General features: G+C 66.6%; 8 protein-coding genes. 5 read left to right on the top strand and 3 right to left on the bottom strand.

The features are described from left to right. Window positions 1-12 precede the first annotated feature (12 nt). Window positions 13-1,707 (top strand): methyl-accepting chemotaxis protein, encoded by a 1,695-nt coding sequence (locus AB7245_RS21515; RefSeq protein ID WP_439034885.1) that lies wholly within the window; start codon window positions 13-15, stop codon window positions 1,705-1,707. Window positions 1,708-1,866: 159 nt separating this feature from the next. Here AB7245_RS21515 and AB7245_RS21510 read toward each other — a convergent pair whose 3' ends face one another. Continuing rightward, a complete protein-coding gene (locus AB7245_RS21510; RefSeq protein ID WP_439035753.1) occupies window positions 1,867-5,667 on the bottom strand; it encodes a YhdP family protein in 3,801 nt (1,266 codons plus the stop codon). Window positions 5,668-5,869: 202 nt separating this feature from the next. Between AB7245_RS21510 and AB7245_RS21505 the strand changes: the two genes are divergently transcribed. Further along, the gene (locus AB7245_RS21505) at window positions 5,870-6,559 is read left to right on the top strand and encodes a peroxiredoxin (protein ID WP_135213498.1); all 690 of its coding nucleotides are present in this window, start codon (window positions 5,870-5,872) and stop codon (window positions 6,557-6,559) included. A gap of 110 nt (window positions 6,560-6,669) precedes the next feature. Continuing rightward, window positions 6,670-8,037, top strand: a complete 1,368-nt coding sequence (locus AB7245_RS21500; protein WP_439034884.1) for a peptidoglycan DD-metalloendopeptidase family protein — start codon at window positions 6,670-6,672, stop codon at window positions 8,035-8,037. Between the two features lie 36 nt (window positions 8,038-8,073). Here the strand turns inward: AB7245_RS21500 and AB7245_RS21495 are convergent, their stop codons facing one another. Together AB7245_RS21495 and AB7245_RS21490 are read right to left on the bottom strand one after the other, a co-directional pair. Continuing rightward, the gene (locus tag AB7245_RS21495) at window positions 8,074-9,282 is read right to left on the bottom strand and encodes a DUF5666 domain-containing protein (RefSeq protein ID WP_439034883.1); all 1,209 of its coding nucleotides are present in this window, start codon (window positions 9,280-9,282) and stop codon (window positions 8,074-8,076) included. Then, entirely contained in the window at window positions 9,282-10,181 is a 900-nt protein-coding gene (locus AB7245_RS21490) for a DUF6502 family protein (RefSeq protein WP_439034882.1), read from the bottom strand. Before AB7245_RS21490 ends, AB7245_RS21495 begins: the two co-directional genes overlap by 1 nt. A gap of 126 nt (window positions 10,182-10,307) precedes the next feature. Here AB7245_RS21490 and AB7245_RS21485 point away from each other — a divergent pair, with 126 nt between their 5' ends. Together AB7245_RS21485 and AB7245_RS21480 are read left to right on the top strand one after the other, a co-directional pair. After that, on the top strand, window positions 10,308-10,469 hold the full coding sequence (locus AB7245_RS21485; RefSeq protein WP_014495568.1) for a hypothetical protein: 162 nt from the start codon (window positions 10,308-10,310) through the stop codon (window positions 10,467-10,469). Between the two features lie 7 nt (window positions 10,470-10,476). After that, window positions 10,477-12,405 carry a glycosyltransferase gene (locus AB7245_RS21480; RefSeq protein WP_439034881.1) on the top strand — a complete coding sequence of 643 codons (1,929 nt, stop codon included), beginning with the start codon at window positions 10,477-10,479 and terminating at the stop codon, window positions 12,403-12,405. Window position 12,406 lies beyond the last annotated feature (1 nt).

Raw genomic sequence — 12,406 nt, 5'->3', positions numbered from 1 at the left:
CGCGAGGCCGTCATGACGCTGCTCAGTCACCTGAAAATCCGCACCAAGCTTGCCAGCATGGTCTGTCTTGCGGCGCTCACCGTGACCGCCCTCATCGTCGCGTCAGCCTATCTCAGCAAGACCCGCATGCTCGAAGATCGCGGGCGCCAGATGCAGACGGCGGTCGATCTGCTGCACGGCTTCGCGCAATCGCTCCAGGACGACGTCACCGCCGGCAAGATGACGCTCGCCGATGCGCAAGACCAGTTCAAGCTGCGCGGCCGGCGGATGAAGTTCAACGGCGGCCAAGGCTATCCCGTCGTCTATACCGCCGATTCAACAGTGATGATGAATGGCGGCGCGCCTCAGCTCGAGGGCAAGAACAACGGCATCAAGGATGCCAATGGCATCGTGATCGGCGATGCCACGGTGGCCGCAGGCAAGCAGACACCGGAAGGCAGTATCCTGTCCTATTTGTTCCCGCGTCCGGGCGAGACGGTTGCGGTTCGCAAACTGGTGTTCGCCCGCCAGTTCGCCCCCTGGAACGTCGCAATTGCCTATGGCCTCTATGTCGACGACATCGACGCCGACGTGCGCGCGCTGACGCTGGAGCTCGCCGCAATCGGCGTTGGCCTGATGCTGCTGATGGCGACGCTGTCCTGGTTGATCGCCCGCGACGTGCTCGGCGCGCTCAACCGCCAGAAGACCCGCATGCAGGAGATTTCCGAAGGCGCTATCGACAGGCCGGTCGAGGAGACCGATCGCGGCGACGAGATCGGCCGCATGGCCGAGACGCTCGAAGTGCTCAGGCAGACCGCTTTGACGGCGCGCACGCTGGAGGCCGAGCAGGTTGCCGCCAAGAGCCGCAATGAGCAGGAGAAACGCGACGCCCTGATCTCGCTCGCCGACCGCTTCGATGCCTCGGTCGGCCAGCTCGTCGGCCTGATGGCCTCCGGCTCCGGCGAGCTCGAGACCACCGCCAAGTCGATGTCGTCCACAGCCGAGGGCACCAATCGCCGCGCCGCCGTGGTCGGTTCGGCCGCCACCGAAGCCAGCCAGCGCGTCCAGACAGTCGCGGCTGCCGCCGAAGAGCTCTCCTCCTCCATCACCGAGATCAGCCGCCAGGTCGCGCAATCCGCCGAAGTGACGGGGCGCGCCGTGGACAGCGCGCGCCGCACCGACACCATCGTCCGCGCGCTCTCGGACGGCGCCCAGCAAATCGAGCACGTCGCCGAGCTGATCTCCAGCATCGCGGCGCAGACCAATCTGCTCGCGCTCAACGCCACCATCGAGGCCGCGCGCGCCGGTGAAGCCGGCCGCGGCTTTGCCGTCGTCGCTTCCGAGGTGAAATCGCTCGCCAGCCAGACCGCGGAAGCCACCCGCGAGATCGGCGACAAGATCGCCCAGATCCAGGGTGCGACCAAGGAGGCCGTGGACGCCATCGGCGGCATCACCGCCACCATCGAGGAAGTCAGCCGCATCGCCACCTCGATCGGCGCGGCCATCGAGGAGCAAGGTGCCGCCACCGCCGAGATCGCCCGCAGCGTCTCGCAGACCGCTGAAGCGACCAAGGAAGTCACCACCAATATCGGCGGTGTCAGCACCGCAGCGAACGAGACCGGCAACGCCGCCGGCATGGTGCTCGCTGCGGCCAGCAATCTCTCCAAGCAGGCCGAGCAGCTCTCAGGCGAAGTCGGCACCTTCCTGGCGGGCGTGCGCGCGGCGTAAGCTTCCCGACGTCAATACCTCCACATGCGTCATGGCCGGGCTTGTCCCGGCCATTCACGTTTTGCCGCGCGGCACGAAGGACGTGGATACCCAGGCCTTCGCCGCGCCGAAGCGGCTTCGGCCGCGCAGCCGGGACGAGCACCTGCGAATTTTAGTGGGTTATCGCCGCGCGAGGGTGCAGCCGCTCGAGAGCTGGCGCGTCGATCCGGTCGAGCCGTCGTTCGACTGCGACGGGAATTCCTCGAACGGCGTGTTCTGCTTGCCGGTGTTGAATTCGAAGATCTTGCGGAACACACCCGGCACCATGGCCGAAACCGGATTGACGCGCATCACCGGCGCGGCCGGCGTGCCGACGACCTCGTAGGTCACGCCGATCAGGCCTTCCTTGTCGCCACCGCCCAGGAACAACCCGAGCACCGGAATCTGTCCGAACATGTTGTTCAAGCCGTACATCGGCACGAAGGTGCCGCTCATGCAGACCTGGTTGCCGGGATAGTCGATCGAGCCCTCGATGGTGGCGCCGATCATCGGGCCCTTGACGACGCCATCGCGGATCGTCAGCGCGCCGTTCTGGCGCGTGAACTCGGCGCGCAGCGCGCTGAAGGAGACGCCGTTCCCGGTGCCGTTGGGCGCGCCGGCGGCAACGCGTTCGAGCTGCGCCTCGCCCTTCACCGTGAAGTCGCGGACGTTGATGAGGCCCTCGCGCGTGGTGTTCGGCTCCGACGTCGGCGGCTCCATCGCCACCACCATCTGGCCGCCGCTCGCCTTGGTGTAGGTGTCGGTGAAGCGCAGCAACGCGCCGGCATCGTTGGTCTGGAGGTAGATCACCTCGCGATTGCCCTGGGCGCGGCCGCCGCGCAAATCGGCTGCCACCGGCGTGTCGCGGCCGATCTTGCCGTTCAGCGTGAAGGCTTTGACGGTGCCGTTGCGCCGCGACATCTTGCCGTCGACGCTGCGCATCGCCTCGCCGTTGAAGCCCGCGACGGCACCGAGCTTCACGTCGATGTCGAAATCGACGTTCTTCATCTTGTTCTTGGCGTCGTCCTTGGAATTGCCCGAGATCGCCGACTTCAGGAAACCGCGGCCGTCGAACACATCCCCGCGCATCGTGCCCCGCACCACCCCGTCCTGGCCACGCTCCACCTTCAACGAGGCCTTGTCGCCGTCGGACGGGGCGTAGGTCGGGAAGTTCGCGTTCATGAGGTCGCCGTTCGGATCGACTTCAAGCGAGCCCTTGATCGAGGCGCCGCCGCCTTCGACGACGATGTCCTCCAGGCGCGTTGATTGCGCCGTCGGCACCACCTTGAAGCTGGCCTTGGCCGATTTGCCCGGCAGCTTGACCCAGCCGGGCAGGATGTTGTCGAGCTTGACCGAGGTCAGGTCCGCCTCGACACCGAGCTTCGTCGTCTGGTCGGGACCTCCGGCGATCTTGCCCGACAGCTTGATCGGCAGCGATCCGCTCACGGCAGGGCTGAGGTCGAATCCGAGACGCGCGCGGCTCGCATCGTCGAGCGTGGCCTGCAATTTGACGTCAGCGTCGCCCTCGGTCGGCTTGCGATAGTCCAGCGAAGCCGCCTGCCCGTTGATCTTGACGTCGCCCTTGACCTGATAGCCCTGGTTGTTGGCTGATATCTTGAGGTTGTTGGCCTCCAGCTTCTGGTTCATCACCAGCTTGTCGGCGGCAAAGCCGTTGAGGTCGGCGCTGACGGCGTAGCTGGTGTCGCCCTTGGTCAGCGCGCCCTTGACCGGCAAGCCGAGCTGGATGTTCGCCGAGAACGTTCCCTTGCTGGTGTTGGGATCGACGAACGTCGCCGACAGATCGCTGAGCCGATCATTGGAAAGGATTTCGGCGGCTGCCGCCACGGGGCCGTCGGCGCGGAACCTGGTCCGCGATGGCGACGGCTTGGGCGCCATATCCGGCACCTCGAACACGAAGTCGGAGATCGTGACCTTGCGGCCCGCCGGCGTATCGGCAATGCCCTGCCCGATATTCACGGTCGCGGTGCGCCCGGTCACACGCGCCTTCAAATCGGCATCGTGCACCACCGGCATGCCATCCACGGGGCGGACCGCGACGCCACTCGCGACGATGTTGACCGACAGGCCATCGTCGGGAATGGGCGGGCCCTTGCGCGGGAGGTTCTTCGTCGGCGAATTGACGCCGATCTCGATGCGCTGGAGCGTGCCGCGCTCGATCCGCTCGATCACCCATTCGCGCAACTCGGGAACGACGAGCGTCGGCCACATCCGCTTGAGCGCGGAGGCCGACATCGGCGTTCCCGCAAAGCCCAGCGTCAACCGCGGCTCGCCCGAATAGTCGATGGCACCGGTGCCGGCGACGCCGATCTCGCCATTGCTGATATCGGCTTGCGTCAGCAGCATGCGCTTGTGGTCGGTATCGAAGCGGAAGCCGATCGCGATGCGGTTGAAGACCAGCGGGGGCTCGTTGTCGATGCCGCCCAGCAGGATCGAGCCGCCGCTGAAGCCAAGCTGCCAGTCGTTGGTGGTGCCGTTGGGCGGCTCGAGATGGGCCAGAAGCGTCAGGCGGTTCGCGCCCGAGAGAATCTTGAACGGAGCGACCAATACCCGCCGGTTCGAATCCCACTCGACGTTGATCTCGGCCGAGTCGATCGCCATCGGATAGTCAGGCGTGTCGGTGTCGATGATGTTGCCCGCACCGACCGCGATCTTGCCGCGGAAGAAGGTCGGCACGCCGTCGCGGCCGAGCTCGCCCTTGAGCTCGCCGGTCAGCGGCAGGTCGGCGGTGTAGGTGAAGTCCTTCACCCGGAGTGCCAGCAGGATGTTGGCGGTGGAAAGCTTATCGGCGCGGATGTCGACCGAACGCACACCATTCTCGGCAGGGCCGATCGTGGCGCGCAGCGACCACGGGCGCGCGCCCTCCTCGCCTAGGCTGAGCGCGACGCCGCCATGGCTCGGCCGGCGCAGGCTGAGCGTGATGTTCTCAAAGCTCCATTTGCTGCCGCGCTGCTGATCGTCGACGATCAGATTGCCGTTCTTCAGACCGATCTCGTTGAGGTTCTGGCCGTCGAGGCCGGTCATACTCAGACTGTCGAGCCAGTCGAGGCCCTGAAGAATGCCGCTCGGGGCAGCGGCCTGGGGAGCGGCCTGCGATGCGTCCGGGCTTACAGGTCCGGTGGCGAATGGCGGCGGCGGGACACCGTTGCGCGGGAATGTCGGCGGCAGGCCCGCTTCCTTCTTGGATGCGACGCCGGTTGCCAGCGGCTTTGCGGTGTCGCCGGCGGACACGGTGACGGTGCCGTCGGGCGCGATGCGGATCGCGAGCTCCGCGTCCACGAGATTGAGGCTCTCGGCGCGCAGGTGCCCCATCAGGAGACCTGCCCCCGACAGCTTCACCTCGGCCTTCGGCGCGGTGGCGACGATGGCGTGGTCGTGGTCGCGGACGACGATGTCGCGGATGCGCACGGCGATGCGGATCCGCCCGGCCCGCTCGATCTGGGTGCCGCCGACCTCCACAGTGTTGCCGTGGCCGATATTGTCCTCGATGGCAGCAGCGAGCCAGGGTGTCGCGATGTCGAGATTGATGGGACCTGCACCAAGCCGCCACCACAGCGCGCCGAAACAGCCGATGAAAATGACGGCAAGGGCTCCGACCACGATGGCCAGCCGCTTCAGCCAGCGATCAGCCGCCAGCCAGCGGCGCATTGACGCAAACCCGTCACCGAAACGATGGAAGCCTGAATTGGAACGCGACAACAGCCGGCGCGCCCGATAGCCCGCCGCTGCTTCCTGATCCGGATCCCAGTCGGCGTCGTCCCATTCCTGCGGCTGCTGTTGACCGCCGCGCCGATCGAAATCCCGATTGTAATCCTGGGGCGACGTATTCCTTGCCATTGCCTCTCGATACAGGCGCCCATCGTAGGATTGAGCACCGCCGGGACCGCAGCCGTCCGCGGGAAGCGAAGCTCCCCGCGCCGGCATTGCCGCCATACCTCGAATGTTCCTGCTGTTCGTCATTTCGCCCCGGGCGCGCGTTCAACGAGCAGTGGGGTGGTGCGTGGAATTCCTTGTAACCATACCCCGGCGTCGCCAGACTTGCCCAGACGAGGGCGATTCCGGCACACCGGTCGAGAGCTGCAATACCGCTTTGGTTGACCCGCCGAAAGCGACGAAAGGAAGGCGTATGTCCAAGAAATCCCGAAAGAAATCGTCCAAAACGCCCTCCGGCATCGCAACGGCTAAAAAGAAGACCCCGACCAAGCGGGCAACGACTCAAACAAAGTCCGCAAAAACACAGCGGACGCAGGCGAGCAAATCAACCAGGACCGTAGCAAAAGCAGGATCACATAAGGCCGCATCGAAACAGTTAAATTCCTCCAAATCGGCCTCCGCGCCCGCGAAGGCGAAGCCGGCCCTGACCGAAGGCCAGAAGGCGCCCGCCTTCCGGCTGCCCCGCGACGGCGGCGATGTGGTCTCGCTCGCCGACTATGCCGGTCGGAAGCTCGTCCTGTTCTTCTACCCCCGCGCCGACACGCCCGGCTGCACCCGGGAGGCGATCGATTTCACGCGGCTGGCGGACGCTTTCAGCGCTGCCGGCACGGCCCTGCTCGGCATCTCCGCCGATCCGTTAAGGGCCCAGGAGAAGTTCCGCGACAAGCACAGCCTCGGCATGCCCCTCATCTCGGATGAGAAACACGAGATGCTGGAGGCGTACGGCGCCTGGGGCGAAAAATCCATGTATGGCAAGAGCTTCCTCGGAGTTCTTCGCACCACGATACTGCTTGGCCCCGACGGCAAGGTAGCCAGGGTCTGGCGCAATGTCCGCGTCGACGGCCACGCCGACGAGGTGCTGGAAGCGGCAAGAGGCCTTTAACCAATCCGTTAAATTCGAGCGGTTCCGTTTCCGGAAAATTAACCATGACCGGCCCAGATTGCTGCGGCAATTAGGCCGTACGGACTCATCCGACCGGCGCGGGAGTGCCGATGTCGAAAAGTTCTGCCCAATATTCGCAGTACCCCCAACATCACGCGCACGACCACGGACGGCCCCTCCATCGCCGTCCTGCCGCCGCCGTGGCTGCAGCCGCGATCCCCCTTCCCTCGACCGACGACGCCTACACCATCGTGCACCACGGCAAGCAGGTCCGCCTCGGACCTGTGGTGTTCTGGATCGTGGTCGGCACCGTCGTGCTGCTCGGACTCTGGTCGGCCGCGACCGCGACCTATTTCGCCTTCCGCGACGACGTCCTGACCCGGCTGATCGCACGTCAGGCCGAGATGCAGTACGCCTACGAGGATCGCATCGCCGAACTCCGTGCCAAGGTCGACCGCACCACCAGCCGGCAGCTGCTCGACCAGGAACAGTTCGACCAGAAGCTCGACCAGATCATGAAGCGCCAGACGGCGCTGGAGTCCCGCGCCACGGCGCTCGGGGCCATGCCCGACGTGACCGGATCAATCCCCCGCACGGCGCCGCAGCGCGGTGATTCGAGCCAGGGCGCGACGCAGGGCACGCCGAAGCCGTCGCCGATCAGCGACACCGTGATCTTCGTGGCACCGCCCGATCGCGAAGCGCGGCTTGAGTCGCGTGCGCCGATCGTCGCGGCACCGCCGACTAGCCAATTCGCCAAGAACCAGGGTTTCGACAACGTCCTGGTCCGGCTCACGACCTCGCTTGACCAGGTCGAGCGTCGCCAGATGGCGACGCTCAGCGCGGTCGAGGAAGGCATGGATTCACGCATGCGCCGGATGCGCGGTGTCGTCAGCGACCTCGGCCTCAATCTCGCCAGCCTCGAAGCCGCCGTGCCGCGCTCCGCGATGGGCGGTCCTTTCGTGCCCGTCAAGCTGACGGCCAATGCCGGGCCGTTCGAGAAGCAGCTCAACCGCATCAATGTCACCCGCGCCGAGATGGATCGGCTCAATCGCACGCTGGCGCTGGTGCCCTACCGCAAGCCCGTCATCGGCGAGGTCGAATTCACCTCCGGTTTTGGCGTGCGCAGCGATCCGTTCCTGGGCCGGCCCGCGATGCATACCGGTCTCGATTTCCGCGCCGCGACCGGCGATCCCGCCCGCGTCACCGCCAACGGCAAGGTGGTCTCGGCCGGCTGGTCCGGCGGTTACGGCCGCATGGTCGAAGTCGATCACGGCAACGGGCTGTCGACCCGCTACGGCCATCTCTCCGAGATCAACGTCAAGGTCGGCGAGATCGTGAAGCTCGGCCAGGTCATCGGCCTCGTCGGCTCGACCGGCCGTTCCACCGGCCCGCACCTCCATTACGAAACCCGCATCGACGGCGAAGCGGTCGATCCGCAGAAGTTCTTGCGCGCCGGGGTGAGGCTCAGCGCGGGCTAACAAGCCCGCGCCACGCGCTTCCAGCGTGGCCGCGGCCTACCGCCGGCCGCCGCCCATCCCGCCTCCGGGACCTCCGAAGCCGCCACCACCCATTCCACCGCCGGGTCCCATGGACCCGCCGCCGGGCGAACCAAATCCACCGGGGCCTGACGGGCCGCTCGGGCCCGTCGGCGCGGAGCCGGGATTCGCACTTGGGCCAGGTCCTGGGCCAGATCCCGGGGCAGCTCCACCAGTTGGCGCGCCGGGCTGGCCGCCGCTCGGAGTGGCGGCGCCGCGGTTCGGATGCAGGATCGAGCCGCCGGGCGACCGATTGGGATTGCCGCCACCGGATGGAGGGGCTCCCGGCCCCTGGCCGATGGCCTGAGCCGACTCCACCTGGAAGCCGCGCGAGCGATCGAACACGCCGTTGACCACCATGCGGGCCTCGCCGGCGGCCGGGCCGAAGCGTGAACCGTCACGAGCCACGAAGCCGGAGCCGAGCTGGAGGTTCGATCCCACGCGCTGCACATAGGCCTCGATCGAGAGGCGGCTTGCGCCGACGAGATCCGAGAAGTCGTCGATGCGCGTGCGCGCGGCCTGCATCGTGCCTTGGCTCGAACGGCCCTCGATCAGGGCGCGCTGGCCAACCAGCAGCGGATCGACCCCGCTCAGCCTCAGCCCGCCAATATGCAAGCCGTCAGGCCCGCGCTCGACGAGACCGGTGACACGCTCGGTCGCCTCGCGCCGCGGCTCGATCAGGCTTGCGACGATCACGCCGTCGGTCCGGCGCAGGCCATAGACGGCCACCTGCGTGCCCGCACGGAGCTTGCTCTCCTTGTCGCTTGTGACGATCTTCTGGCCGAGCACAGTCAGCTCGTTGCCCTTCACGGCTTCGATCGGACCTGCGACCTCGCTCGCGATCGTGATGTTGCGCGTCACGAGCGTGCCGTCGGCCTGACGGGTCGCGACCACGCGCGCGAGCTGACCGATGCGCAGAGCCTTGGGGCTCGCGGCCTCGCCGTCGATGCGGACCGGCACGTCGCTCGCATAAGTGACGCGCTCGCCGTTGACGTAGATGCTGCCAAACCGCTGGATCACGCCGACGATGCCGGTGCCGCCGATGCCGTGGTCGTCACCGCGCCTGATTCCGGTGCCGCCGATGCCCTGATCGGTGCCGCGCTTGACCTGCGCGTGGGCCATCGCCGTACCGGCGAGCCAAAATCCTGTCAGCAGCAGACGGCGGGAGATCAGCGGCGGCAGGCTCATCAAGAACCACCCTCCTTGCCGCTTTCCTTGCTGCTGCCCTTGCCGCCTTCCTTGACCTCTGCCTCGCCATCTGCGTCTTCGCTGTAGATGTAGATGCCGAAATTCCAGCGGGCGTCACCGCCCTTGTCCTTGCCGAGCGCGCGGTTGGCCTCGCGGTTGGCGGTCTTCAGCGCGTCCATCGCGAGCTCGCGCGAGCGTGCCTCGAGGCGCCGCGCCAGCTTGGGCGAAATGTTGTTGTAGTGCACCGCGCGCTCGAGGAAGCGCGGCGCCGCGCCTGAGACGTTCTGTGCGGCGGCCGCGATATGGTCGTGCAGATTGCGGCCGAGATAGTGCCATTTGCTGTCGTCCTCGCCGCTCGGGACGAAGGCCGCCTCGACCAGCTCGATCTCGTCGGAATCGTTGATGGTGACGAGCTTGCGGTCGACCCATTCGTCGAGCACCGCGCGCGGCCGCACGTCCTTGGTGACGGAGGCGACGAGCTGCTCGAACGACGGCGCATCGCCCTCGGCCGTTCGCGGCAACGCCAGCGGCTCACCCTTCGCATCGGTGAATTCGGGCGCAGCAAGCCAGCGCGCAATCACGGCGCTCGTCAGCGACACCGCGGCCGGCGCCTCGTGCACCGGCGCGCCGGCACCGCGCAGCCGCGCCACCTCCTTGCGATGGATCCCGGTGAGCAGGCTGACACGGCTATCGGTCTGCTCCTTCCCCTCCAGCGCAAAATCGTGCTCGGCGACGTTGACGAACAGCTCGCGAAGCAATTGCGCCAATGCCGGAAAAGTCATGCCGCTGCGAATGCAGAGCCGCACGAGCGGGCGCAGCAGCCGCGCCAGCGGCGCGTGCAGCTTCGCGGCGGCATTCGGCTGCGGAGCCGCTGCTTTGGACCCGGACTTGGCATTCATGTCTGAATTGTACCCGTGCCCCACGTGGGACACAATCCCACTTTTTTCTCCCTTCCGATTGACGTGGTAAATTTTCCCACATATACGGGACGCCACTGAGGGCGCGACGTAAAGGGACTCACACCCATGGCTGACCGCTTGGTCCGCAATTCCAACTCACTGCGTGCTGTGCCGGCTCCTGACTGGGGACACGGCGCAATCGAGCCGATGCTGCCGGCGCTGTTGCGCGGCGTGATCTTCATCTCGGTGCTGGCCGCACCGTTTGTCGCGGCCCTTCTCGCAGGCTGACACCATCATGCATCACACCAGCGAAACTCCGCGCCGCCCGTCGGTGCTGCACATCTTCAAGATCTATTATCCCGACCTGTTCGGCGGCACGCTGACGGTGATCCGCGACATCTGCGCGAGCCTGAAGGACAGCTTCGCCTCCGCCGTGCTGGTCTGCTCGCAATCGGCCGAGCGGCGCGAGATCGTCGTCAATGACGTGCCGGTCGAGCGCGTCCGCTCCTTCGGTAATGTCCTGTCGCTTCCCGCCGCTCCTACCTATCCCTGGCGGCTCTGGCGCAAGATCGCCGAGCACGATTTGCTGGCGCTCCATGCCCCCTTCCCGCTCGCCGACCTCGTTTTCGCGTTCGGCTTCGGCGCCAATCGGCCGCTGGTGGTGCACTGGCATGCCGACATCGTCACCCATGCCGGCCTGCGCTGGTTCATCGAACCGTTGATGCGGCGGACACTGCGCCGGGCGACAGCGATCATCGTCTCGGACCACGCGCTGATCGAGAACACGCCGTTGCTGCGGGAATTCGTCGACAAATGCCACGTCGTGCCGTTCGGCATCGACACCTCGGGTTACGACTGGCCGAAGATCGAGCCGCACCACGTGAACGATCGCGGCCGGCTCGTGCTCGCCTGCGGCCGGCTCGTGCCCTACAAGGGCTTTGACGTCCTGATCCGCGCCGCGGTCAACCGCAAGTTCGAGGTCTGGATCATCGGCGAAGGCACCGAGCGTCCGCGGCTCGAGCAGCTGATCCGCGAGCTCGGCCTCGGTGACCGCGTCCGCCTGCTCGGTTCGGTGAACGACAGCGAGCGCATCAAGCTGATGTGCCTGTCCGACGTCTTCGTCATGCCGTCGGTCACCAATGCCGAGACCTTTGGCCTGGTCCAGCTCGAGGCCATGGCCGCCGGCCGCCCTGTCGTGAACACGGCGCTCGACACCGCGGTGCCGCGCGTCGCCCGCCACGGCATGGAGGCGATCACGGTGCCGCCAGGCGATGCCGAAAAGCTAGGCGATGCCATCGACACGCTGATCAGCGATCCCGAGCGCCGCCGCCGCATGGGACTGTCAGCCCGGACGCGCGCCCTCACCCGCTATTCCGCCCCAGCCTTCAGGGAAGGCATGCAGGCCGTCTACCGCGACGCCGTCACCGCGTCGTGCACGGACCCCGCAACCGCCGCCGAGCCGCCGCAGGCGACCGGCTGGCTGGACACCGTCCGGATCGCGGCCGCACTGGCCTGGTCGGACATGCGCCACCGCTACGTGCGTTCGCTACTTGGCCCGTTCTGGATGTCGCTTCAGATGGCGATCATGGTCGCCGTATTGGGCTCGGTGATCGGCCAGATGTCGAACGCCGACATGCTGGCGCGCCTGCCGATGCTGGCGCTGTCGATGACGGCCTGGACCTTCCTCAACAGCGTCGTGCTCGATGCGACCACGGCGCTTCAGAATTCCGCGAGCCTGATCCGCGACCGGGCGCTGCCGCCGGTGATCTTCCTGCTGCAATGCACCTTCCGCCAGGCGCTGTTCGCGCTGCATAACGCCTGCGTGCCGCTGGTGCTGTGGCTGATCCTCTCGCCCCACGACCTCTCTCACGCGCTGGCGGCGCTGCCCGGCCTGCTGCTGTTCATAGCCTGTACCTTCGCCCTGAGCCTCGTCCTCGGCGCGACGGCAACGCGCTATCGCGACCTCAAGCCGATCATCGAATCCACGCTGATGCTCGCCTTCCTCGCCTCGCCCGTGATCTGGTCGGCCGAGATGATCAATCACCGCTCGACGGTGATGCGGCTCAATCCGCTGACGCATCTGTTCGCGGTATGGCGCGAGCCACTTGCAGGCGGCCATATCCATCCCGCCAGCATCGTCTACGTCCTCATCACGCTGGCGCTGCTGATCTTTGCGAGCGTGCTGACGCTGGTCCACCTGCGCAAAGCCGCATTCTGGATTTGAC

Origin of the sequence: Bradyrhizobium sp. 604_D8_N2_3 (assembly GCF_051810765.1) — a bacterium.
Classification (GTDB): domain Bacteria; phylum Pseudomonadota; class Alphaproteobacteria; order Rhizobiales; family Xanthobacteraceae; genus Bradyrhizobium; species Bradyrhizobium barranii.
Note: the sequence above shows the minus strand (reverse complement) of the source record. Positions and strands in the feature narration are given on the sequence as shown.